Origin of the sequence: Nonomuraea sp. NPDC048901 (genome assembly GCF_040649695.1) — a bacterium.
In the GTDB taxonomy this organism is placed as follows: Bacteria; Actinomycetota; Actinomycetes; order Streptosporangiales; family Streptosporangiaceae; genus Nonomuraea.
The window spans coordinates 18277-41614 of the sequence record NZ_JBEZFW010000016.1 but is presented as its reverse complement, the minus strand read 5'-3'; the positions used below and the strand labels follow the sequence as shown (position 1 = coordinate 41614).

Genomic DNA, 23338 nt, shown 5'->3' with positions numbered 1-23338 from the left:
AGGCCTTCCAGATTCGGTGGCCCTAGGTCGTCGGGCTGGTCAGGACGTCGATGAGGGTGGCGGCGAACTCGTCGGGCTGGGACCAGTAGCCGGTGTGGTCGCCCGGGAAATCGATCATGGGTTTCCCCCAGCGGTCGGCCAGGGCGAGGCCGGGACGGTAGGGGAAGTGCTGGCGGGAGTCCCGGCCGCCGGCCAGCACGATCCGCTCCCGCTGGGCGTCCAGGGTGGCCAGGTCAGGACGGTAGCCGGGCGCCTGCCGTACTTCGTGATCAAGGAAGAAGCCGATATTGAGCGACAAGCGGCGGATCAGATCGCCTGGGGTGATGGCTGGGTCCGCCCACAGCACCTGGCAGACCTTCCCCCGTTGACACCTGACGCAAGTGCCTTGCTCGTGTCCAAGATCGACTACCTGTCCAACGTTCGGTGATGGGTCACTAGGTGTTAGGGGACGGTGATGGCGGTGGCGAGGCCCGCGACGACGGGGATGATGCCCAGGAGGACGAAGGCCGGTAGGAAGCAGAGGCCGAGGGGTGCTACCGCCTTCACGCCGACGCTCCTGGCTGCGGCCACAGACGTGGCGCGGGTGGATTGGCGGGCGTCGTCGGCAAGGCGCGTCAGGACGTCGGCAACCGGGGCGCCGGTCTGAGCCGCTCTGCTCATCGCTCGTGACAGTTGTGCCGTGGCGGGTTCTTGGGCGAGGAAGGCCCAGGTGGGGTCAGGGTCGGCGCCCAGTCGGAGTTGCCGGCTCACCCACGACAGGCGTTGGCCGAGCGGGCCGCCCAACGCGCCAGCCGCTATCTCGGTGGCTGCGCTGACCGGCTGCCCGGCGAGGAGGCAAGCTGCCATCAGGTCGGCGGCGAACGGCAGGTCAGTGGTGATCTTTTTGCTGTCTCGGCGGGTTTCCGGGTCGACTTGTCTGTGCAGGATCACGCCGACGATGGGGGTGGCGAGCAGAGCGGCTATGAGTCCGGCTCCCCCGCCTATGAGTAGGGCGGTGATGAGGGCGGTCCCGAGTGCTCCGACCAGCGTGCGGCGATTGATGCGGCGAGGTGAGGCCGCGGGGTGATCTAGCCAGGTCGGTGGGGCGAATGTGTCGGCATCCGGGTCCGTGGAGCCTGAGTTCGGGAGTCGGTGTGTTCCGGGTGAGTATAGATGTCTTCCGGGTGGGTGCAGGTGTCTTCCGGTCGGGTGCAGGGGCATGCCTGCCCTCGGCCCGGGTTGGGTGGCGGCTTCTGGTGGTAGCAGGCGGGTCAGGCGTTCGGCCGGAGTTGTCGGGGGGATCCACAGCCAGGTCGCCACGCAGGCACAGACTGCGGAGAGCAGCTCGAACATCGTCTGGGGTCCGTTCCGGTTGGTTGCGCCGCGCGATCATCTGAGGGAGCCGCGTGATCACCCGAGGTAGCGCCGTCATCGTCCGAGGTAGCGGCGTGATCGTCCGACGGAGATCCGGGCGGGCGACGGAGATCCGGGCGGGCGGTGGTGGAGCGGGCGTCACTATGAGTTTTCGGCGCGAGTTGCCATCTGGTGGGTCCACCACAGGCCGCAGGCGTCGAGGGCGATTCCGGCCGTGAGGCAGGCGAGGCCGGGGAGGTTGCCGAAGAGGAAGGCGAGCGGGCGCATGCCCAGCGCACTTCCCATGAGGAGGCCCAGGGCAGGGAGCGCGGCCAGCATTCTCGCAGTGGTGCGTGGGCCTGCCAGTTGTGCCGTGACGTCCCGGCGGTGAGCTTGGGCTGAACGTAACGTGCTGCCGACACGCTCGACGAGGGCTGCCAGTCCCGCGCCTACGGTCACGCTGACGTTCCAGCAGGCGGCCAGGCGGAGTAGTCCCTCGCCGCCCTGCTGGGGGGCCACTGACAGAAGGGCTGTGGACACGTCGCCGCCATCTCTTGCCGCCGCCACCACCGGGCGTAGGGCTTCCGGGTCGGGGAAGTCGACTGCGGTGATCGCTCTGGTGAGGGCTTCGCCCGGAGTACGGCCTGCGGTCAGTTCGGCTGAGAGGGCTTGGCAGAGTTCGATCGATGCCTGACGCCAGGCGTCGGCGCGACGGGCTGGGCTGGGGCGGGTGATCAGGTGCTTTATGGATCGCTGCGGGAATGGCTCGCGGACTGAGGTCAGCCTGTTGAGGCGGGCTGTGGCGGTGTTCGGGCCGGTCCACAGCCATACGGCGGCTGCTGTGGACAATGCGGCCACCAAGGCTGCGATCACGGCTTTGGGCCTCCGTTCGCTCGTCGCGGGTCTGCTCGGGTGAAGCTCACCGGTGGAAGTACAGGTGGATGGTGGGTGGAGGTACGGGTGGGTGGGTGGCGGCCCGCGTGCGGCTGGGTGGGATGGGTGGCGGCACGGGTGCGGGTGGGTGGGATGGGTGGCGGCAGGGTGCCGGTGGGTGGGATGGGTGGCGGCAGGGTGCCGGTGGGTGGGATGGGTGGCGGCAGGGTGCCGGTGGGTGGGACGGGTGGGGTTGGGGGCTGGTTTGGAGGGTGGTTACGGAGGCGTTCTCTGCGCCAGGGTGTTGTATCCCGGCCCGGTTTGGGGTCGGCCATGCGCGTCGAAGGTCAGGGCGGGCAAGGATTCGACGAAGCCGGTCGGGGTTCTCGACAGGAGGCAGATCTCCGCTACGCGGCGGCGGCCGTCGGAGTGGTTGCGGGTCAGGTGGATGACCACATCGAGGGCGGCGGCGAGTTGGCTGTGCACGGCCTCCCTGCTCAAGCCCGCCGCGCAGCCCAGCGCCTCCAGCCGTGGCGGTACGTCGGCGGCCGCGTTGGCGTGCAGGGTGCCGCAGCCGCCCTCGTGGCCGGTGTTCAGGGCGGCCAGCAGGTCCACCACCTCTGCGCCCCTGACCTCTCCGACCACGACTCGGTCGGGACGCATGCGCAGGGCCTGGCGTACCAGGTCTCGTAGGCCGACACCGCCGGCACCTTCGAGGTTTGACGGACGGGACTCCAGGCGTACGACGTGAGGGTGGAGCGGGCGGAGTTCGGCCGAGTCTTCCACGAGCAGTAGGCGTTCACCCGGATCGGCCAGTGACAGCAGCGCGGACAGAAGCGTTGTCTTGCCTGTGCCGGTGCCACCTGTGACCAGGAATGCCAGCCTGGCCGTCACAATGGCCGTCAGCAGCGGTACCGCCGACTGCGGGATCGTGCCCGCCGCCACAAGGTCGGGCAGCGTGAATGTACGTCTCGGTGGCAGGCGCAGCGACACGCAGGTGCCGCCTGAGGCGATGGGCGGGAGTACGGCGTGCAGGCGTACGCCTCCGGCCAGTCTGGCGTCCACGTACGGCGAGGCGTCGTCCAGGCGTCTGCCCGCGGCGGCGGCCAGGCGTTGGGCCAGTCTGCGGACGGCGCCGTCGTCGGCGAACGTCACTGGGGTTCTGCGCAAACCGTGGCCGTCGTCGATCCAGACCTCGCGAGAGCCGTTGACCAGGACGTCAGTGACGTCGGGCTCCGCCAGGAGGGGCTCCAGGGGGCCGGCTCCTATGAGGTCCGCGCAAAGGGATCGGGCAACGGCAAGGATCTCCGCGTCGCCGTAGACGGATTTTTCGGCTCGTAGGGCTACTGCCACCTGGGCGGCGCTGGGCTCGACGCCGGTCCGTGCCAGCCGTACGCGGACGGCCTCGATCAGCTCGGGTGACACGCCTCCTGCATTCATGGGCTCACCTCTGTTGTCCGCTCCAGCAGTTCCGGCAGCCCCAGCGCGAGTACAGAGATTGTTGAGGCGGGCACAGGCGGGCACAGGCACGAACGCGGATGGGGGGCCGAGTACGGACCCGGACGCCCACGTCGGCAACGGCGTCGGCGCGAGGATGGGAATGGGGGTGGGCGTCGGCGCCAGCGTGGGGGTGGGCGTGGGCACGGATGCGGACGTCACCGCGCTCCTCATTGCGGACAACTGAAGACCGTGCGCAGCGGACCTGTCAGGGCGTAGGGGGTGCTGGGGGTTCGTCTGGCTGGTCACGATGGGAGTAGGTCGCGTAGGAGGGAGGTGCAGAGGGCGCCGAGGACGGTGCGGGGGCCGAGTTTGGGGAGTTCGCCGCGATTGAGGGTGGTGGGGAGGCGGGGCTGCTCGGGTAGGTGGCCGGCGGAGGGGATGCCGAGGGAACTGGCCACCACGGCGTCGTCGAGGATTCCGGGACGGATGACCGCGCGAATGTCCGAGGTGTGCTGGTTTACCGCTGTGAGGACCTGGGCGGCCGCCAGCACGCCGCGTACGTCGGCCATGGCCACGAGCAGCGTGCCGCTCGCCCTGGTCAGTGCCTCGACGGCGGCGGGGTCGAGGTGGCGTGGGAGGTCGACGACCACCACGTCGAAGCCGCGGCGTCCGGCTTCCAGCACCGAGCGCATGGCCTGGGCGGGGATCGCCCGTACCTCTCCGCGGTGAAAGGACAGGACCGTCAGGTCGCCGAACGCGGGCAGCGCGGCCCGCAGGGCTGCCGAGCCGACCCGGCCTTCGCGGGCTACCAGGTCTCCCCAGCGCGCGCCGGTGGCCTCCTCCTGCCCCAGCAACGCGTCGATGCCGCCGCCCAGCGGGTCGGCGTCGATCAGCAGTGTGCGCAGGCGGTCGCCGGAGGCCCGCAGGGCCAGGCAGGCCGCCAGGAAACTCGCTCCCACCCCGCCCCGGCCGCCGATGACGCAGAGCACGACGCCGGAGCGGGGATCGGGCTCCATGGCGTCGGCGAACTCCTCCACCAGGCGCCGCTCACCTCCCGGCAGGTCGACGACGGCCTGGGCGCCCACGGCCACACATCGTCGCCAGCTGTCGGGATCTTCAGGGCCGCGGGTGACCAGGAGCACGCCGTCTCGGGCGGGTGGGGAGGTGGCGGCCACCGCGTCGGCCAGGTCGCCGCCTATCACCACCAGGGGCGCGAGGTTCCAGAAAGGGCGCGCGTGGGCTGGGGCGTGGGCCACGTCGAGCTGGGCTCCCGCTGCGGCAGCCATGCGGACGAGGTCGTCGAGCAGGTCGCGGTCTTCGGTGATGACCAGTGGGCGGTGCATGAGGGGCCTCCTGATCTGCGGATCGGGAGGTACACCATGCGTCGCGAGGGTGGGGCGGCGGGCCACCGAACGTGGTTCTGTGGATGAGAGGGCTGGAGGTGGGGAGTCCCTGTGGATAACAGACGACCGGCCTGAAGGCGCGAGTCCCTGTGCGACGACGCGCGGCCCTCAGGGCGGATCCAGGCGCAGAGGGACCCACCCGGAAACGGCCCCGGGCAGAAATGGGGCGACCCCCGCCGGGGGGGAGAGCGGGGGTCGCCTGATCGGTCCGGCTCCGGGGGGGTAGAGCCGGTCCCGTTTCAGAAGAAAGCTTTCATCACTTGACCGGAGCATGGCAAGAGACTGGCAGACCAAACCCATGCACAGTCGCCCCAGTTTCCGGAGATACCCCCGTATGCTGCCCGATCGACTCGAGTTTCGTCGAGGAGCAATCTCGCATTTTCGCCAAGTTTTTTTCGTGCCCCCATAACGATCACATAAAGCAGATCACTCTGCGTGATCGTCACAGGTTGATAACCGTAACAAAACCCACGGGCCCCCGAAATCTTCACCCCCGCAGAGCCCCGCACGGGTAAAGGTCTTGGTTCTAGGGTTCCCATCAGGGCGGATCCGTCGTACAAAGGGGACACGGACCACTTGTCCGGGTGCGTCAACCAGGCACCCACGCGCGACCAGCCGCGGGAGGCGCGTCGTGACGGGCTTGTCCCGCTCCGACGAATAGAGGTGCACGCTTGGTAACCCGGTGTGACGTATCGGCAGACGGCGTCTCATGACTGAGACGCCGTCAGCTATGTCAGGACCCTTGCGGCGCCCCAAGATCGGCCCCTCCGCGGCACCGCGCTGGTCAGCGCCTCGCTGACCAGCCCCTCTTGCAGCTCAACCCCTCTGCAGCGCCTCGCAGATCGCGGTCGTCTCGCGTACGCCGAGGGTGACCGCGGCGGCACAATGTCGTACCCACTCCGCCACCCCCTCGGGTGTCCCCGTCAGGTACGACCGCAGGCCATCGGCATAAGCCAGCTCCAGATGCCCCACCTCGACGGCCACCAGCGACTTCGGGTCGAGCCCGTACTCCACCAGCGTGAGCCGTCCGGCCGAGCGCGCGACCACGCCGTCGGCCGTACCGAAAGGCCGCAGCACGGCCAGCTCCGCGTGAACGACGGCGGCCAGGACGAGCGCGGGCGCCTTCGTGGGCGCTTCGAGCAGCCCGAACAGGCTCTCCAGACGCGCCGCCAGTTCCTGGTCCTCGGTGCGCGGGCGGCCGAGTGCGTCCGTGAGACCGGCCGCGGCGAGCGTGTGCAGGCGGGCGAGCACCTGGCGGGGGGCCTTGCGCCAAGTGGCGCCCAACCGGCCCAGCTCCGCCGACGCTCGCAGGGCGCCCTGGACGACGGGGTCCTCGATCGAGCCCCGGCGCAGCTCGTCCAGAGGTACGTCGACGCCCTCGATGGCCGCCGAGGCCCGCGCCCCGCGCAGGGACGACTCAGCCGAGACCGCCGGGCTCGCGCGGCGCAGGACGCGATGGCGATAGAGCCCGTCGACGGCCTTCCTGGCCTCCTCCACCGCCTCGGGAACGCCGGGAAGTGCCGCGATGACAGCCAGTGGATCACTCACGGCATTCCACCCTAGCGGGGGACCCAATAAACCCACCCATTGGCCCGTTCCATATTGGTGTGGTGCCAAAATGACAACAGTTCAATAGCAGTTGTTAGTCCCGTTGATAACCGGATCACCCACGCGGCGCCACATGTACAGACCTGTCTAGACCTCTTGTGTGCGGAGCACGTGAGCTGGTGGAGTGGGACTCGACCTGTCCGATCTGGCCCTTGAAGGAGCACGAGGTGGCCCCGGAAACCCCTGGCAACGAGCCCCAGGCGTTGTCGAACCTGCTGCAGGAGAACCGCCGGTTCGCACCGCCGGCCGACCTGGCGGCCGCGGCGAATGTGACCTCCGCCGCGTACGCCGAGGCGTCGGCCGACCGGCTCGCGTTCTGGGAGAGTGCGGCCGACCGGCTGACCTGGGCCAAGCGGTGGGAGACCACGCTTGAGTGGAACGCGCCGTTCGCCAAATGGTTCGTCGGCGGCGAGCTGAACGTCGCCTACAACTGCGTGGACCGCCACGTCGAAGAGGGTCGCGGCGACAAGGTCGCCTACCACTGGGAGGGTGAGCCCGAGGGCGACACCCGCACCCTGACCTACAACGACCTGAAGTCCGAGGTCAGCAAGGCCGCCAACGCCCTGCTGGAGCTCGGCGTACGCAAGGGCGACCGGGTCGCCGTCTACATGCCGATGATCCCCGAACTGCCGATCGCGATGCTGGCCTGCGCCAGGATCGGCGCGGTGCACTCGGTGGTGTTCGGCGGGTTCTCGGCGACCGCGTTGAAGAGCCGCATCGACGACGCCGACGCCAAGGTGGTCATCACGGCCGACGGCGGCTACCGCCGCGGTGCCCCCTCGGCGCTCAAGCCGACCGTGGACGAGGCCGTCGCCGAGTGCCCGCAGGTCGAGCACGTCCTGGTCGTACGGCGTACCGGTCAGGACGTGGCGACGAACGACAAGGACGTGTGGTGGCACGACCTGGTCGAGCGGCAGAGCGACCAGCACACCGCCGAGCCGCACGACGCCGAGGACCCGCTGTACATCCTGTACACCAGCGGCACCACCGGCCGGCCCAAGGGCATCCTGCACACCTCGGGCGGATACCTGGCCCAGACGGCCTGGACGCACCACGCGGTCTTCGACCTCAAGCCGGAGACCGACATCTACTGGTGCACCGCCGACATCGGCTGGGTGACGGGACACTCCTACATCGTGTACGGCCCACTCGCCAACGGCGCGACCAGCGTCATCTACGAGGGCACTCCGGACACCCCGCACCGGGGCCGGTTCTGGGAGATCGTACAGAAGTACAAGATCACGATCCTCTACACCGCCCCCACGGCGATCCGGACGTTCATGAAGTGGGGCGACGACATCCCCGCCAAGTACGACATGTCCAGCCTGCGCATCCTCGGCTCGGTCGGCGAGCCCATCAACCCCGAGGCGTACGTCTGGTACCGCGAGCACATCGGCGACAACCGCTGCCCGGTCGTCGACACCTGGTGGCAGACCGAGACCGGCGCCATCATGATCAGCCCGCTGCCGGGCGTCACCAGCGGCAAGCCGGGCGCCGCGATGCGCCCGCTGCCGGGCATCAGCGCCGACGTGGTCGACGACCAGGGCAACAGCGTGCCCGACGGGGGCGGCGGCTTCCTCGTGGTACGCGAGCCGTGGCCGGCCATGCTCCGGACGATCTGGGGCGACGACCAGCGCTACATCGAGACGTACTGGAGCCGGTTCGAGGGGATGTACTTCCCCGGCGACGGCGCCAAGAAGGACTCCGACGGCGACCTGTGGCTGCTCGGCCGCGTCGACGACGTCATGCTCGTCTCGGGCCACAACATCTCCACGACGGAGGTGGAGAGCGCGCTGGTGAGCCACCCGAAGGTCGCCGAGGCGGCGGTCGTGGGCGCGACCGACCCGGTGACCGGGCAGGCCATCGTGTCGTTCGTGATCCTGCGCGGTGCCGCGGAGGAGGGTGCCGATATCGCCTCTGAGCTGCGGAATCACGTGGCCAAGGCGCTTGGGCCCATCGCCAAGCCGCGCCAGATCCTGGTGGTGCCTGAGCTGCCCAAGACCCGCTCGGGGAAGATCATGCGCCGGCTGCTCCGGGACGTCGCGGAGAACCGGAGCGTGGGCGATGTCACCACGCTGGCCGACAGCACGGTGATGGACCTCATCTCGGAGAAGCTCCCGTCGGCGAAGAGCGAAGACTGACGGGGGAAACGAAGGGCGAAAGGCGAAACCCGCTCCTCTACAGGACGGCGATCTGAGGCCACCCGCCGTGGGTGGCGGGCGGCCTCAGATCTCGCACAGGGTCGGGCGCCGTGACGTGCGCATTCTTGGCCGGTTACCGGGTTAGGGTGGATATCGGTGTGCCGGGAAGTCGGGTCGGCGTCACGGGGAAGCGATCCTCGCGACAGCCGCCAAAGGAGACCTCGTGCGCCCAACCGCCGAAATGTGGCCTTTCCAACCGACCGTTCGCTACGCCCGTACCGTGGCCGAGGCGTTGCGTGCCGAGACGATCGGCGGCATCGTCATGCTGGCGGCCACGGTCGCCGCGCTGATCTGGGCGAACGTCGCCCATGAGGGCTACACCGCGCTCCAGCACACCGCGTTCGGCCCGATGGAGCTCTACGAGTGGGCGCAGCACGGCCTCCTGACGATCTTCTTCTTCGTGGCGGGGCTGGAGGTCAAGGAGGAGTTCGTCCACGGGGAGCTGGCCAACCTGCGCAAGGCCGTACTGCCCATCTTCGCCGCCCTCTGTGGCATGGCCGTGCCCGCGCTCGTGTACCTCGCGGTGAGCTGGGGAGCGCCGGGCGCGGCGCGTGGCTGGGCGATTCCCACCGCCACCGACATCGCCTTCGCCCTCGCCGTGCTGGCCGTGACCGCGAGCTCGATGCCTCCGGCGCTGCGGGCGTTCCTGCTGACCAGCGCGGTCGTCGACGACCTCGGCGCCATCACCATCATCGCCGCCTTCTACACCGCCCATCTGAACCTCCTCATGCTGCTGGCCGGCGCCGCCCTGATCGCCGTCTACTGGGTCCTGCAGCGCTCGGGCGCCGGACGGCTGTGGATGTACCTGCCGCTGGCCGTAGGCGCCTGGTACGCGGTGGAGGCCAGTGGCGTACACGCGACCGTGGCCGGAGTGGCGCTCGGCCTGCTCACCCGCGTCACGACGCGAGAGCACGAGACCCGCTCCCCGGCGGAGGCCGCCGACCACTATCTCCGCCCCATCTCCGCGGGCCTCGCGGTGCCGGTCTTCGCGTTCCTGTCGGCGGGGGTGAAGCTCGACGGCTCCAGCATCGGCGGTATCTTCTCCGATCGGGTAGTTCTGGGAGTGATAGCCGGGCTCGTGATCGGGAAGTTTGTGGGTGTGTTCGGCGGTGCCTGGCTGTCCGTACGGCTTGGCCTGGCGAAACTGTCCAAAGAGCTCCACTGGCGGGACATGGCGGCGGTGTCGCTGCTGGCCGGGATCGGGTTCACGGTGTCGCTGCTGATCGGCGATCTGGCGTTCGGCGCCGACCGGGAGCGGGTCGACGCTGTGACGACCGGGATCCTGTTCGCCAGCCTCACCGCGTCCGTCCTGGCGGCGCTACTGCTTCACGTACGGATGCGCAAGCGGCGCATCGCGCTGGATGATGTTTGACACGGCCACCAGGCCTCGATAGGAGACGTTCATGCCCCAGACTCCCGAGGAAGAATCCCTGGGCTCGCTGGTCGCCCAGGCGAGCGATCAGATCTCGACCCTGATCCGCTCGGAGATCGAGCTGGCCAAGGCCGAGTTCAGGTTCGACGCCAAGCGGGTCGGCACGGCCGGCGGCCTGTTCGCCGCCGCCGCCTTCATGGCGCACCTGTGCCTGATCCTGGCCTCGTTCACGATCGCCTACGTGCTCGCCCAATGGTTGCCGAACTGGGTGGCCTTCCTCATCGTCACCGTCTTCTATCTACTGGTGGCCGGGCTGCTGGTGTTCATCGGAATCCGTAGGCTTAAGGGGCTGGCCGGGATGAAGCGTACGGCCAGGTCGATCAAGGGACTCAAGGAGATCGCCAGTCCGGAGAAGGAGATAGAGCCGGTGACCAGTGATGGCACCTGACGAGTCGGTCGTCCAGATCGAGGGACCGTGGAAGCACCGGCAGGTGCACGCCGGCGGCACCCGCTTCCACGTCGTGGAGGCAGGTGAGGGGCCGCTGGTCCTGCTGCTGCACGGGTTCCCGCAGTTCTGGTGGACATGGCGCAACCAGCTGCGGGCGCTGTCGGCGGCGGGATACCGCGCGGCCGCGGTGGACCTGCGTGGCTACGGCGGCAGCGACAAGCCGCCGCGCGGCTATGACCTGCCCACACTGGCCGGCGACGCCAGCGGCCTGATCCGGGCGCTCGGCGAGACCGGGGCCATCGTGGTCGGCCACGACTGGGGCGGGCTGCTCGCCTGGACGATGGCGGTGCTCGACCCCAAGTGCGTACACCGTCTGGTCACCGTGTCCGCGCCGCACCCCCTGCGGCTGCGCAGGTCGCTGCTGACCGACCCGCTCGGCCAGCTGAGGGCGACCAGCCCGGCGATCGGCTACCAGGTGCCGTTTCTGCCCGAACACCGGCTCACCCGTAACGGCGGCTCGCTGGTCAGCAAGATGCTCGACGCCTGGTCGGGGCCCGGCTGGCCGGACGAGCAGACCGCTGACGTCTATCGCGAGGCGATCCGCATCCCGACCGTCGCCCACTGCGCGCTGGAGTATCACCGCTGGTTCGGCCGCTCCCAGTTCCGCCCCGACGGCCTGCGTTTCGCCAGGACGATGCGCGCCGAGATCGAGGCCCCCACTCTGCACCTGCACGGCGCCCTCGACCGCCGGGTGCTGCCGCGTACGGCCCTCGGTTCGGGTCGCTACGTGGCCGCCCCATACCGGTGGCGGCTGATCGAGGGCGCAGGCCACTTCCCCCATGAGGAGACCCCTGACGTGTTCGACGCCGAGCTGATCGGCTGGCTGTCCGATTCGGAGCCTGGCCGATGAGAGACCGCGACCCCGAAGGCAAGCCGCGCAACGCCCGGCCACGCGACGCCTATGGCCGGCCGATGCCTTACGGCTCGACCGGTGTGGACCGAGTGCCCGACGACTACGCGCCCACCACGCCGCAGGCCCTGTCCGACGGGCGCCGCTTCCTGAGCGAGGGCCTGCCGTTCAACGCCCACGAGGTGTTCGAGGGCCGCTGGAAGTGCGCCCCCGACGACGAGCGCGAGCTGTGGCAGGGGCTGGCGCAGATCTGCGTCGGGCTGACGCACCTGCAGCGCGGCAACGGGCGCGGGGCGCTGACCCTCTTCAGCCGGGGTGCCGCGCGCGTGCAGTCGTACGGGGTGCCGTACGACTCGGTGGGACGGGCGGCGTCGGGCCTGAGCGACGACAGCGACCCGGCGCAGGCCATCGAGCTGATCCTCAGTCAGCTGCCTGGCTAGTCGCACTCCTGCGTGCCTGCCGGGGTGGTGTCGTTTCGGCCCTGGTCGGCGTCTGGCCTGACCTCGTTGGCCGTCAGTACGTACCCCGTGTCCTCCTGGCTGACCGCGGCGGCGAAGACGACGCCGAACACCTGGCCGTTGACGGTCAGGAGCGGGCCGCCGGAGTTGCCGGGGAGCACCTTGCCGCGGATCGCGTACACCTTCCTGGTGACGTTGCGGCTGCGGTAGATGTCGGGGCCCTCGGCGTTGAGCTGGCTGCGGATGCGGGCGGGCTCGGCCGTGAAGCCCTGGCCCTTGGGGAACCCGGCGACGATGGCGTTCTCGCCCTTCTCCGCCTCGCCGTCGAAGGAGAGCTGCGGCAGGCCCAGCCCCGGCACGTACAGGATGGCGATGTCGCGCTGCGGGTTGTAGCGCACGACGGTGGCCGGGTGACGCTTGTTGTCGTAGGCGAGGACCTGCAGGTCACGCGTCACACCGGCGACCACGTGCGCGTTGGTCATGATCCGGTCCTTGGCGTAGACGAAGCCGGTGCCCTCGATGAGCTTGTTGCAGCTCTCGGCGTTGCCCTGGACCTTGACGATGGCCCGTTGCGCCCGTTCGAGCTTGGCGCCCTGGAGGATGCTGCGCGCCGGCGGCGGCACGTCGACGAGTTGCCCCGCGCCGATGGCGTCGAACACCGGCGGGAACTCCGACCGGTCGATGAACTTCTTGAACGGCTGTTGCCAGTTGCGCGCGGTCTGCGGGATCGAGTCGTCGACCGTGGTGAGCAGCATGGAGTTCTTCACCTGGTCGACGAGCGGGGTGAAGGCCGTCGACACGATCAGCGAGCCGATCAGCCAGGCGATCACCAGCACCGACAGCGCGCTGGCGAACGTACCGCCGACCGCGTCCGCGACCTTGGCCGGCTCCCAGGTGACATGGCTGCGCACCACGGCGCCGATCGTCGAGGAGGCGAACTGGCCGATCGTCGCGGCCAGGAACACGATCACGATGGCCAGCAACGCCTGCGGCGTGTCACCGTCGACGACCGCCTTGGAGATGGGGGGCGCGATGAAGACCCCGAGCACCGCCCCGCCGACGAAGCCGACGAAGCTCATGGCACCGATGATGAAGCCCTGCCGGTAACCCGAGACGCCGAAGGCGATCACGAGGCCGATCAATATGAGGTCAAGCAGATCACCGCGCACGTTTCAAAGGTAACCAGCGATTCGGTCAAGTGTGCACGTCTTCCTCAGGACGGCGACACGCGCTGGTTACGTTGGGCGGCATGCCGCCCAACGACGAAACAGTGCGCGGCCTCATCGAAGCGGCTCTCGACGACGACGATCCCGACGGGGCGGTGCGCTGGCACGTGATCTCCGTACTACGGCAGCGCGGCGATCTTGAGTCCTTCATCGAGGCGCGGCGGCTCTGCGCGGCGGACGACGTCACCCAGCGCCTGCTCGGGGTGGACATCCTGGGCATGCTCGAGGCGTACGTGGATCGGATCCTGCCCGTCCTGCGCTACCTGGCGGCCAGCGAGGACGACGTCATGGTGCTCTATTCGGTGCTCATCGCCTTCGGCCACCTGGCCGACCCCCGGTCGCTACCGTCGGTGATGGATCTGGCCGGGCACGAGGACCCGCGGGTCAGGTACGGCGCCGCGTACGCGCTCCAGCACGTGCTGGGCGACCCACCGGACCGGGCCGGGCTGAACGCGCTGCGGGCGCTGGCGGCCGACAGCGACGCCGACGTGGCCGACTGGGCCTCGCTCGGCGTCGCCCTGGCCACAGGCGACCAGGACCGCCTGGACCCGCTCGTCTGACGCGGGCCGCCACGGGAAGCGGGCCGCCCACAGCTCCGCCTGAAGCGGTTCTTCAGCCCCGTGAGGCCATGTCCAGGACGTCCGGCGGCATCTCCTCCACCCGCCCGGGATCCCACGGCCGTTCCAGCCCGCCTTCGCGCAGCACCCCGTCGAGCACCATCGCGGTGAACCCCCACACCAGCATCCCGCGCACCCGGAACGCGGGCCCGGCGTAGCCGCCCGGATGCCGCAGCGTGAACCGGTTGCCCGGATCGACCAGCTCGGCGATCGGCACCCGCTCCACGGACTCCACCTCGGCGGGCGAGGCCGCGTGCACCGCCGACGGGGTGCGCCACCAGCCGACGACCGGTGTGACCCGGTTGTCGCTGCGCCAGATGTAGAGCTCGGGCATCGTGCAGAGCACCGTCACGCCCCGCGGATCGAGACCGGTCTCCTCCTCGGCCTCGCGCAGCGCCGCCCCGACGGGCCCGCCGTCCTCCGGGTCCACGCCGCCGCCGGGGAAGGCCGGCTGGCCCGCGTGCCTGCGCCCGCGCGAGCTGCGCTGGATGAGCAGCACATCGGGCCCCAGCGGCCCCTCGCCGAACAGCAGCAGGACCGCCGCGGGCCGCCCACCCTCAGCGGGCGGGCGCAGCCCGGCGGGCACCGAAGTGAGTACGGCCTGCGCCGCGAGTGTGTCGAGCCAGTCGGGCACCTGAGTCACGCAATCTCCAACACACCAGGGGTTCGGGGACTTCCCTACTTAGGAAAACGGGCCCGGTCTGACGAGCTTCTGGGCCTTGACGGCGTCCGTGGGGCCGGTGCCGTACGAGGGGCAGAGGGCGGCCAGCGGGCAGACGCCGCAGGCCGGCGTACGCGCGTGGCAGATGCGGCGCCCGTGCCAGATGACCCGGTGCGAGAAGATCGTCCACTCGCGTTTGGGGATCAGCTCCCCCACCACGTGCTCGATCTTGACCGGGTCGGTCTCGTCGGTCCAGCCGAAGCGGCGGACCAGCCGCTGGAAGTGGGTGTCGACGGTGAGGCCGGGCACGCCGAAGGCGTTGCCGAGCACCACGTTGGCGGTCTTGCGGCCCACGCCGGGCAGCTTGACCAGGTCTTTCAGCTTGCCGGGCACCACCCCGCCGTGGTGCTCGCACACCGCCTGGGCCATGCCGATGATGCTGTTGGTCTTGGCGCGGAAGAACCCCGTCGAGCGGATGATCTCTTCCATCTCGGCTCGGTCGGCGCCCGCATAGTCATCCACCGTCGGGTACTTGGCGAAAAGTAGCGGAGTAACCATGTTGACCCTCTTGTCCGTACACTGCGCCGAGAGGATCGTCGCGACCAGCAGTTCGAGCGGGGTACCGAAGTCGAGCTCGCAATGAGCCTCGGGGTAGGTTTCCGCCAGGATGCGATTCATCCGGCGTGCGCGACGCACGAGGGCGAGCCTGGACTCAGTGGGCATTCCCATAGCCTACGTGCGCCGCCTGGAGTGGGGTGCGTCACAATGGCAGCAGAGGAGGCAGAGTGAACACCGAAGATGTGCTGGGCAAGGCCCCCCTGTTCGCCGCGCTTGACCGCGAAAGCGCCGCGGCGCTACGGACGAGCATCACCGAAGTCCAGCTGTCCAAGGGGCAGACGCTCTTCCACGAGAACGAGACGGGCGACCGGCTCTACGTCGTGCTCGAAGGCAAGATCAAACTGTCGCGCACCTCGCCCGACGGCCGCGAGAACCTGCTGAGCGTGCTCGGCCCGAGCGAGATGTTCGGCGAGCTGTCGCTGTTCGACCCGCGCCCCCGTACGGCCTCCGCGACCGCGCTGACCGACGTGCGCCTGGCCGGGCTGGGCCACGACGACCTGCGCCCCTGGCTGACCGGCCGTCCCGAGGTGGCGCTCCACCTGCTGCGAGCGCTCGCCCAGCGGCTGCGGCGCACCAACGACGTGCTGGCCGACCTGGTCTTCACCGATGTGCCCGGCCGGGTGGCCAAGCAGCTGCTCGACCTGGCCGAGCGGTTCGGCACCAAGACCGACGACGGGCTGCGCGTCCACCACGATCTCACCCAGGAGGAGCTGGCCCAGCTCGTCGGCGCCTCCCGCGAGACGGTCAACAAGGCCCTCGCCGACTTCGCGCAGCGCGGCTGGCTGCGCATCGAGGCCAAGGCCGTGGTCATCCTCGACATGGACCGCCTCTACAACCGCTCCAGGTAGCCGCTACAGGGAGTCGAGATAGTCCAGCTGGGCCCGTACCGACATCTCGGCCGCGGGCCACAGCGACGTGTCGACGTCGCTGTAGACGATCTCCACGATCTGGCGGGGCGTCTTGGCGCCCTGGCGCAGCGCCGCCCTGATCTGGTCGAGGCGCTGGCGCCGGTGCGCGATATAGCCGTCCAGTACGCCGATCGGGTCGGCCAGCACCGGTCCGTGGCCCGGCAGTAGTGCCGCCACGCCCAGCTCATCGGCCATGGCCCTGAGCCGGTCGAGGCTGCGCAGGTAGTCGGCGAGGTCGCCGTCGGGGGCGATCACCGTGGTGCCGCGGCCGAGCACGGTGTCGCCGGTCAGCATGGCCTGGTCCTGGGGCAGCCAGAAGCAGAGCGAGTCGAACGAGTGCCCCGGAGTGCCGTACACGCGCACCTCGACGTCACCGGCGGTCACCACGTCGCCGTCGCCCAGCCCTTCATCGCCGAGCCGGTGCTTGGGGTCGAGCGCCCGCACGGGCGCGCCGACCAGCTCGGCGAAGCGCCGGGCACCGCCGCTGTGGTCGTGGTGGCCGTGGGTGAGCAGGATCCAGCTCACCCGGCGCTCGGCCAGATGGTCGGCGACCCGGCGCAGGTGCCTCTCGTCGTCGGGGCCCGGGTCTATGACGATGGTGTCCCGGTCGCCGATGATCCAGGTGTTGGTGCCGTCGAGGGTCATGGGCGACGGGTTGGGCGCGAGCAGGTTCTCGGCGTGGGTCGTACGGGATCCGTCGGGCGAGCCGGCCGGAATGTGCAGACCGCTCATGTCGTCACCAACTGGAACTCGCCGTCGACCTCCACGACCCTGGGCAGGATCGTGACGATCTCCCGCCGCGCGGCCAGGACGTCCGCCACGGAGTCGCAGGCGGCCAGCTCGGTCAGCGTGCGATAGGTGGGTGGCATCAGGAAGATCTTGCCCTCGTGCGCCAGCTCGAGGGCGTCGGCCGGGCGCTTCCAGTCGACCTGGTCGGCCTCGCCGCCGACGTCGCGGGTGCGCTGCCCCTCGGGGAGTACGGCTGCGAAGAAGCGGGTGTCGAAGCGCCGGGTCTCGATCTCCGGCGTGATCCAGTGCGCCCACGGCTTGAGCAGATCCGAGCGGAGCACCAGGCCGCGCTTGGCGAGGAAGTCGGCGAAGGACAGGCTCCGGTCGATCAGCGCGAGCCGGTCGGCCTCCCAGTCGTCTCCCGTGGTGTCGTCAACCACGGAATCGGGCCCCGGCCCCGCGAGCAGCACCCCCGACTCCTCGAACGTCTCCCGTACGGCCGCGCAGACCAGCCCGCGCGCGACCCCCTCGTCCGCGCCGAAGACCGTGCCCCAGTCCGCCGGAGACGGCCCGGCCCAGGCGACGGCGTGGTCGGTGTCACGGGGATCGACCGAGCCGCCGGGGAAGACGTACGCGCCCGCGGCGAAGGCCATCGTGGACTTGCGCCGGAGCAGATAGACCTCCGGCCCCTCACGCAGGATGACCACCGTGGCGGCGTCCCGCGCGGGGACCGGCTGGACGCGTCCGGCGAGGATGTCCCTCGCCCGCTCGGCGAGCTCGTCTGGGAGTTGCAGACCCGTCACATGACCTCCTTCTAGAACAACTCGGGCTTCTAGAACATCACTCGGGTCATCGTGACATATCCGGACTCTCAGGAGACCTCGGCGATCAGCTCCACTTCGACCGGGGCGTCGAGCGGCAGGGACGCGACGCCCACCGCGCTGCGGGCGTGCTTGCCCGCATCACCCAGCACCTCGGCGAGCAGCTCACTGGCCCCGTTGGCGACCTGGGGCTGCTGCGTGAAGGCCGGGTCGCTGGCCACGAACGCCACGACCTTGACGATCCGCACGACGTTGCCCAGCTCGCCGACCTCGGACTTCAGCGCGGCCAGCGCGTTGAGCGCGCAGATCCGGGCCAGCTCGCGGGCGTCGTCGAGGCCGACCTCGGCGCCGACCTTGCCGGTCTGCGCGAGCTTGCCGTCGACCATGGGCAGTTGGCCCGAGGTGTAGACGAGGTTGCCGGTCCGTACGGCCGGCACATAGGCGGCCAGCGGCGCGACGACCTCGGGCAGCGTCAGCCCGAGTTCGGTGATCTTCTCTTCGGGCGTCACTGCTTCTCCCTCTTGAAGTAGGCGACAAGCTGCTCGGGCGTGGCACCCTGCAGGATCTGGACCAGCTCCCAGCCATCGGCCCCGAAGTTGTCCAGGATCATCTTGGTGTTGTGGATCAGCACCGGAGCCGTCAGGTACTCCCATTTCTTCATGAGGGCCAGCGTAGGAGAAGCTCAACCCGCGGCGCACCGCACGCCACGATGTGAGCAATCTCAAAGGGTGGTCGTCGGCTTTCGACAAGTGACCGTTCGGTAGCCTCGAAACGTGGACTCTCGGGACACCGATTGGGATGGCGTGCGACTGCACGTGGTCACCGGCAAGGGCGGCACAGGCAAGACCACGGTCGCCGCGGCCCTCGCCCTGGCACTGGCCTCGGGCGGGCGCAAGGTGCTGCTCGTCGAGGTGGAGGGCAGGCAGGGCATCGCGCAGATCTTCGACCTGCCACCGCTGCCGTACGAGGAGCGCCGGATCGCCGTGGCCCCATCAGGCGGCGACGTCTACGCGCTGGCCATAGACCCTGAGGAGGCCATGCTCGAATACATGGAGATGTTCTACGGCATGCGCAGGGCGGGGCGGGCGCTGACCAAGATGGGCATCGTCGACTTCGCGACCACCGTCGCCCCCGGATTCCGCGACGTCCTCGTCACCGGCAAGACCTCCGAGGCCGTACGCAGGCGCGGCAAGAACGGCAAGCGGATCTATGACGCCGTCGTACTCGACGCGCCGCCGACCGGTCGCATCTCGCGCTTCCTGAACGTCACTCAGGAGGTCGCCGGGCTGGCCAGAGTCGGCCCGATCAAGAACCACTCCGATCTGGTGAGCAAGGTCGTGAAATCTCCGGAAACGGCGGTGCACTTCATCACCTTGCTGGAGGAGATGCCGGTTCAGGAGACGCTCGACGGCATCGCCGAATTGCGGTCGGCGGGGCTGCCGCCCGGCGGAATCTTCATCAACATGGTTCGTGAATCACTGCTTCCACAGGCCACACTTGACAGTGCTGTCAAGGGCCGATTCGACGTCGCCGAGCTCACGCTCGGGCTCAAGGCGGCCGGTCTGTCCGACGGCGCCTCCACGGTTGCGGAGGCTCTGGCGGAAGAGGTCGCCGAGCACGCCCGCCGTACCGAGCTGGAGCGGGCCGAGCGCGCTTCTCTGGCGGAGGCGACGCTGCCGTCCTACGAGTTGCCGCTGCTGGCCGACGGTGTCGATCTGAGCGGCCTGTACGAGCTGGCCGAGGCCATCCGCACCCAGGGAGCAGCGTGAAGAAGCCCCCCGTACTCGATGTCGACGCCATTCTCGACGACCAGGGCACCCGGATCATCGTCTGCTGCGGCGCCGGCGGCGTGGGCAAGACCACGACGGCCGCCGCGCTGGGGCTGCGGGCCGCCGAGCGCGGCAGGTGCGCGGTCGTGCTGACCGTCGACCCCGCGCGGCGGCTGGCGCAGTCGATGGGGCTCACCGAGCTCGACAACACCCCGCGCCTGATCAGCTCACCCGAGGGCGGCGGCCAGCTGTTCGCGATGATGCTGGACATGAAGCGTACGTTCGACGAGATCATCGAGGCGCACGCCGACCCCGACCGGGCCCGCCAGATCCTGTCGAACCCCTTCTACCAGTCGCTGTCCTCCAGCTTCGCCGGCACCCAGGAGTACATGGCGATGGAGAAGCTGGGCCAGCTGCGCCGCTCGGACGAGTGGGATCTGATCATCGTCGACACGCCGCCCTCGCGGTCGGCGCTCGACTTCCTCGACGCCCCTGAGCGGCTCGGCCGCTTCCTCGACGGAAGGTTCATCCGGCTGCTGACCGCGCCGGCCAAGGCGGGAGGGCGGAGCGCGTTCCGGCTGCTCAACGCCGGGTTCGGGATCATGGCGGGCGCGATGACCAAGCTGCTGGGCGCGCAGGTCATCAAGGACCTGCAGACGTTCGTGTCAGCGCTGGACGCGGTCTTCGGCGGGTTCAGGCAGCGCGCGGAGATGACCTATCGGCTGCTCCAGGCGCCGGGTACGGCTTTCGTGGTGGTGGCCGCGCCGGAGCGCGACGCGATGCGTGAGGCCTCCTACTTCGTCGAGCGGCTCGCTGAGGAGCGCATGCCCCTGGCCGGCCTGGTGGTCAACCGGGTGCACGAACCCACCGCAGCGGCGCTCTCGGCCGCGCGCAGCGCCGCCGCGGCGGAAGACCTGGAGTCGCGGGGCGAACACGAGTTGACCGCCGCCGTACTGCGGCTGCACACCGGCAGAATGCAACTCGCCGCCCGCGAACACCGGGAGCAGGACCATTTCCTGTCGGCCCACCCCACAGTGCCGGTCGTCCAGGTACGTGCGATGTCGGAGGATGTCCACGATCTAGCGGGTCTGCGCCGGATCGGGGAACTCCTCGCGAGCACATGAGAGTACGGCCGGTGCGAGCACCGGCCGTACGCCCGAGGCTAGGGTCAGCCTGCGATCAGCTCGTTAGTCCGTTCGTACTCTTCCTTGGCAGACTCGAGCAGCTCTCGCCATGAGTCCACGTCAGGACGCCGCCGTAGCAGAGCCCGTCGTTCCCGTTCCGTCATGCCGCCCCACACGCCAAACTCGATGCGGTTGTCCAGCGCATCGGCGAGGCATTCGGTACGGACCGGGCATCCTCGGCAGATCAGCTTCGCCCTGTTCTGGGCGGCTCCCTGGACGAACAGTGCGTCCGGGTCCGCTCCTCGACAGGCGGCACGGGAGGTCCAATCCGTGATCCACATTTCGACCCCACTCCCCTTAGGTGGTCAGTCGTCATTTGGGGCCGACGGGCGCGGGCGCCGAGCCTCCGTATTCAGTTGCCGCAGAGGAGAACGTACGCAACTAGACGTTCGGGCCGACAGACCCCAGAGGACCAATTTCTCGCTGGAGTCTTGACCGGGAATGACTAGTCACCCCCGTCAGTCAAGGCGAAATGGTGCCGAGTTACCGATAAGGTCACTCATTCGACGTACTCTTGGACTTGTGCAAGCTCAGGGCAAAGATCGTTCCTCGCCGATCTTGAACATCGTGCGGCTGATCGCCGCAGGCGCGGTCGCGGGAGTGCTCACGGCTGCCATAGCCCTTCCCGCGGTCGGTGGAGCGGGGATGTCCGCCAAATCCGCGATGACAGGGATCAACCTGAAGCCCGAGGACCTGGCCGAACCCCCGTTGCCCGAGCGCACGGAGCTGCTGGACGCCAACGGCAAGAAGATAGCCCAGTTCTTCTACGAGAACCGCGAATCGGTGAGTCTCGACAAGGTCGCCCCCATCATGCGGACGGCGCTGATCTCGATCGAGGACTTCCGGTTCTACCAGCACGGCCCGATCGACGTGGAGGGAACGGCCCGCGCCCTCGTCAAGAACCTCACCCAGGGCGGCGTGACCCAGGGTGGCTCGTCGATCACACAGCAGTACGTCAAGCAGGTGCTCCTCAACTCGGCCGAGACCAAAGAGGAGCAGGCCGCGGCCATCGAGACCAGCGTCGGCCGCAAGCTCAACGAACTGCGCTACGCCATGGCGGTCGAGAAGAAATACTCCAAGGACCAGATCCTTGAGAAATATCTGAACATCGCCTACTTCGGCGCCGGCGCGCACGGCATCCAGGCCGCCGCCAAGCGCTTCTTCGGCAAGCCGGCCTCCGCCCTCAACCTCGTCGAGGCGGCCACGCTCGCGGGCGCCGTCCAGAACCCCAACAGAACCGACCCGAACGTCAGCAAGGCGTCCAGGGAGCTGCTGAAGGCCCGCCGCAACGTCGTCCTCGACCGGATGGCCGAACTCGGCAAGATCACGCCGCAGGAGGCCGCCGAGGCCAAGGCCAAGAAGCTCGTCTTCAAGGACACCAAGGTCGAAGGCGGTTGCGAGGAGAGCAAGTACCCGTACTTCTGCCTCTACGTCCAGAACGAGATCCTCAACGACGAGGATTTCGGCAAGACCCCCAAGGAGCGCCTCAAGCTGCTCCAGCGCGGCGGTCTCACCATCAAGACCACGATCGACCCGAAGATGCAGAAAGCCGCCGACAAGGCCATCAAGGAGTACGTCAGCACCAAGGACAAGCCGGTGGCCTCGCAGGCGATGGTCGTGCCGGGCACCGGCGAGATCAAGGCGATGGCGGCCTCGCGCAAGTTCGGCGGCAGCAAGAAGAAGAACGAGATGAGCTACAACGTCGTCGCCGACGCCAAGCACGGCGGTGGCGGCGGCTTCCAGCAGGGCTCGACGGCGAAGGCCTACACGCTCGCCACAGCGCTCGAGGAGGGCCTGAAGTACGGCGACGGCTACCCGGCGCCCGCCGGCTTCACCGCGTCCGGCTACGGCGCGTTCAAGAACTGCGACGGCAAGCGGGTCGGCGACCCCACGCACGAGGTGCGCAACTCCAGCGAGGGCGGCGGCGGCTTCAAGACGCTGCAGACCGGCACCTGGGGCTCGGTCAACACCTTCTTCATGCGGCTGGAGGAGCGCGTCACGCTCTGCAAGGTGGTCAAGCTGGCCAAGCGGATCGGGCTCAAGCGGGCCGACGGCTCGAAGCTACGCGAGTTCGAGACGTTCACGCTCGGCATCAACGAGGTGGACCCGGTCACCGTCTCCAGCACCTACGCGGTCTTCGCCTCACGCGGCCAGTACTGCAAGCCACTGGCGATCACCGAGATCAAGGACCGCAACGGCAAGGCCACCCAGTACAAGCCCAAGTGCTCCAAGGTCATGGAGGAGGAGGTTGCCGACGCCGTCACCGGCATCCTCTCGGGCGTGTTCACCAAGGGCACGATGCAGGAGGTCGGCGGCATCGGCAGGGACGCGGCGGGCAAGACGGGCACCACCGACGGCTACACGGCCGCCTGGTTCGCCGGTTACACCCCGAACCTGGCCTCCGCCGTCAGCCTCGGCGACCCGCGCGGCGCCTTCACCCACCCGCTGATCGGCGTCACCATCGGCGGCCGCAGCTACGGCTACGTGTACGGGGCGACGATCTCGGGCCGCATCTGGAAGCAGGCGATGATGGGGGCGCTCAAGGGCGTCGAACCCACCGAGTTCACGCCGGTCAACCACGAGCGGTTCGGCGGCTGCGCCGACAACTGCGCCCCCAAGCCCAAGAAGGAGAAGAAGGACGACGAGCGGGGCGGCCCGCAGGACGACTTCTTCGACCAGTTCGACCAGTTCAACCGCGACGACAACGGCCGGGGACGCGGTCGCGGGCGCAACTGACCTGAGTGCCCTGGGTGCCCGCGA

General features: G+C 69.1%; 24 protein-coding genes. 10 read left to right on the top strand and 14 right to left on the bottom strand.

Features of this window, described 5'->3' with window-relative positions; translation table 11 throughout:
• Positions 1 to 22 precede the first annotated feature (22 nt).
• The 6 genes from AB0C30_RS41665 to AB0C30_RS41640 form a co-directional block, all read right to left on the bottom strand.
• Complete coding sequence (locus AB0C30_RS41665; RefSeq protein ID WP_357954505.1) at positions 23 to 298, bottom strand: hypothetical protein; 276 nt, start codon at positions 296 to 298, stop codon at positions 23 to 25.
• 143 nt (positions 299 to 441) lie between these two features.
• The gene (locus tag AB0C30_RS41660; RefSeq protein WP_357954503.1) at positions 442 to 930 is read right to left on the bottom strand and encodes a type II secretion system F family protein; all 489 of its coding nucleotides are present in this window, start codon (positions 928 to 930) and stop codon (positions 442 to 444) included.
• A gap of 564 nt (positions 931 to 1494) precedes the next feature.
• Positions 1495 to 2205 carry a type II secretion system F family protein gene (locus AB0C30_RS41655; protein ID WP_357954501.1) on the bottom strand — a complete coding sequence of 237 codons (711 nt, stop codon included), beginning with the start codon at positions 2203 to 2205 and terminating at the stop codon, positions 1495 to 1497.
• 276 nt (positions 2206 to 2481) lie between these two features.
• On the bottom strand, positions 2482 to 3645 hold the full coding sequence (locus AB0C30_RS41650) for a TadA family conjugal transfer-associated ATPase (protein WP_357954499.1): 1164 nt from the start codon (positions 3643 to 3645) through the stop codon (positions 2482 to 2484).
• Between the two features lie 302 nt (positions 3646 to 3947).
• Positions 3948 to 4988, bottom strand: a complete 1041-nt coding sequence (ssd, locus tag AB0C30_RS41645) for a septum site-determining protein Ssd (protein ID WP_357954497.1) — start codon at positions 4986 to 4988, stop codon at positions 3948 to 3950.
• A gap of 876 nt (positions 4989 to 5864) precedes the next feature.
• Positions 5865 to 6596 carry an oxidoreductase gene (locus AB0C30_RS41640; RefSeq protein ID WP_357954495.1) on the bottom strand — a complete coding sequence of 244 codons (732 nt, stop codon included), beginning with the start codon at positions 6594 to 6596 and terminating at the stop codon, positions 5865 to 5867.
• 227 nt (positions 6597 to 6823) lie between these two features.
• On the opposite strand from AB0C30_RS41640, the gene acs reads away from it, so the two are divergent.
• The 5 genes from acs (at position 6824) to AB0C30_RS41615 (ending at position 12027) form a co-directional block, all read left to right on the top strand.
• Positions 6824 to 8797 (top strand): acetate--CoA ligase, encoded by a 1974-nt coding sequence (acs, locus tag AB0C30_RS41635; protein ID WP_357954493.1) that lies wholly within the window; start codon positions 6824 to 6826, stop codon positions 8795 to 8797.
• A 223-nt stretch (positions 8798 to 9020) separates the two neighbouring features.
• Positions 9021 to 10229 carry a Na+/H+ antiporter NhaA gene (nhaA, locus tag AB0C30_RS41630; RefSeq protein WP_357954491.1) on the top strand — a complete coding sequence of 403 codons (1209 nt, stop codon included), beginning with the start codon at positions 9021 to 9023 and terminating at the stop codon, positions 10227 to 10229.
• A 31-nt stretch (positions 10230 to 10260) separates the two neighbouring features.
• On the top strand, positions 10261 to 10677 hold the full coding sequence (locus AB0C30_RS41625; protein ID WP_357954489.1) for a phage holin family protein: 417 nt from the start codon (positions 10261 to 10263) through the stop codon (positions 10675 to 10677).
• Positions 10667 to 11587 carry an alpha/beta hydrolase gene (locus AB0C30_RS41620; protein WP_357954487.1) on the top strand — a complete coding sequence of 307 codons (921 nt, stop codon included), beginning with the start codon at positions 10667 to 10669 and terminating at the stop codon, positions 11585 to 11587. Before AB0C30_RS41625 ends, AB0C30_RS41620 begins: the two co-directional genes overlap by 11 nt.
• Positions 11584 to 12027 carry a DUF309 domain-containing protein gene (locus tag AB0C30_RS41615; RefSeq protein WP_357954485.1) on the top strand — a complete coding sequence of 148 codons (444 nt, stop codon included), beginning with the start codon at positions 11584 to 11586 and terminating at the stop codon, positions 12025 to 12027. Before AB0C30_RS41620 ends, AB0C30_RS41615 begins: the two co-directional genes overlap by 4 nt.
• Here the strand turns inward: AB0C30_RS41615 and AB0C30_RS41610 are convergent.
• Positions 12024 to 13214 carry a MarP family serine protease gene (locus AB0C30_RS41610; RefSeq protein ID WP_357653652.1) on the bottom strand — a complete coding sequence of 397 codons (1191 nt, stop codon included), beginning with the start codon at positions 13212 to 13214 and terminating at the stop codon, positions 12024 to 12026. The two genes, AB0C30_RS41615 and AB0C30_RS41610, sit on opposite strands and share 4 nt — an antisense overlap.
• Positions 13215 to 13294: 80 nt before the next feature.
• Here AB0C30_RS41610 and AB0C30_RS41605 point away from each other — a divergent pair, with 80 nt between their 5' ends.
• Positions 13295 to 13831 (top strand): HEAT repeat domain-containing protein, encoded by a 537-nt coding sequence (locus tag AB0C30_RS41605; RefSeq protein ID WP_357954482.1) that lies wholly within the window; start codon positions 13295 to 13297, stop codon positions 13829 to 13831.
• A 52-nt stretch (positions 13832 to 13883) separates the two neighbouring features.
• On the opposite strand, the gene AB0C30_RS41600 is transcribed toward AB0C30_RS41605, so the two are convergent.
• Together AB0C30_RS41600 and nth are read right to left on the bottom strand one after the other, a co-directional pair.
• Positions 13884 to 14531, bottom strand: coding sequence for a CoA pyrophosphatase (locus tag AB0C30_RS41600; protein ID WP_357954479.1), 648 nt, complete (start codon positions 14529 to 14531; stop codon positions 13884 to 13886).
• A gap of 39 nt (positions 14532 to 14570) precedes the next feature.
• Positions 14571 to 15272: an endonuclease III gene (nth, locus tag AB0C30_RS41595; protein ID WP_357954477.1), complete on the bottom strand. Its 702-nt coding sequence runs from the start codon at positions 15270 to 15272 to the stop codon at positions 14571 to 14573.
• 62 nt (positions 15273 to 15334) lie between these two features.
• On the opposite strand from nth, the gene AB0C30_RS41590 reads away from it, so the two are divergent.
• Entirely contained in the window at positions 15335 to 16015 is a 681-nt protein-coding gene (locus tag AB0C30_RS41590) for a Crp/Fnr family transcriptional regulator (RefSeq protein WP_185069893.1), read from the top strand.
• Positions 16016 to 16018: 3 nt separating this feature from the next.
• Here AB0C30_RS41590 and AB0C30_RS41585 read toward each other — a convergent pair whose 3' ends face one another.
• The 4 genes from AB0C30_RS41585 to AB0C30_RS41570 form a co-directional block, all read right to left on the bottom strand.
• The gene (locus AB0C30_RS41585; RefSeq protein WP_357954475.1) at positions 16019 to 16807 is read right to left on the bottom strand and encodes an MBL fold metallo-hydrolase; all 789 of its coding nucleotides are present in this window, start codon (positions 16805 to 16807) and stop codon (positions 16019 to 16021) included.
• A complete protein-coding gene (locus AB0C30_RS41580) occupies positions 16804 to 17607 on the bottom strand; it encodes an NUDIX hydrolase (RefSeq protein ID WP_357954473.1) in 804 nt (267 codons plus the stop codon). Before AB0C30_RS41580 ends, AB0C30_RS41585 begins: the two co-directional genes overlap by 4 nt.
• A 68-nt stretch (positions 17608 to 17675) precedes the next feature.
• Positions 17676 to 18134, bottom strand: coding sequence for a RidA family protein (locus tag AB0C30_RS41575; protein WP_357954471.1), 459 nt, complete (start codon positions 18132 to 18134; stop codon positions 17676 to 17678).
• Positions 18131 to 18286, bottom strand: coding sequence for a hypothetical protein (locus AB0C30_RS41570; RefSeq protein ID WP_165959776.1), 156 nt, complete (start codon positions 18284 to 18286; stop codon positions 18131 to 18133). Before AB0C30_RS41570 ends, AB0C30_RS41575 begins: the two co-directional genes overlap by 4 nt.
• Before the next feature lie 112 nt (positions 18287 to 18398).
• Here AB0C30_RS41570 and AB0C30_RS41565 point away from each other — a divergent pair, with 112 nt between their 5' ends.
• Both AB0C30_RS41565 and AB0C30_RS41560 read left to right on the top strand, forming a co-directional pair.
• A complete protein-coding gene (locus tag AB0C30_RS41565) occupies positions 18399 to 19394 on the top strand; it encodes an ArsA-related P-loop ATPase (protein ID WP_357954469.1) in 996 nt (331 codons plus the stop codon).
• Entirely contained in the window at positions 19391 to 20518 is a 1128-nt protein-coding gene (locus AB0C30_RS41560; protein ID WP_357954467.1) for an ArsA family ATPase, read from the top strand. Before AB0C30_RS41565 ends, AB0C30_RS41560 begins: the two co-directional genes overlap by 4 nt.
• A gap of 44 nt (positions 20519 to 20562) precedes the next feature.
• Here AB0C30_RS41560 and AB0C30_RS41555 read toward each other — a convergent pair whose 3' ends face one another.
• On the bottom strand, positions 20563 to 20859 hold the full coding sequence (locus AB0C30_RS41555) for a WhiB family transcriptional regulator (protein WP_148036282.1): 297 nt from the start codon (positions 20857 to 20859) through the stop codon (positions 20563 to 20565).
• A gap of 364 nt (positions 20860 to 21223) precedes the next feature.
• Between AB0C30_RS41555 and AB0C30_RS41550 the strand changes: the two genes are divergently transcribed.
• Positions 21224 to 23314, top strand: a complete 2091-nt coding sequence (locus AB0C30_RS41550) for a transglycosylase domain-containing protein (RefSeq protein ID WP_357954465.1) — start codon at positions 21224 to 21226, stop codon at positions 23312 to 23314.
• The last annotated feature ends 24 nt before the right edge of the window (positions 23315 to 23338 follow it).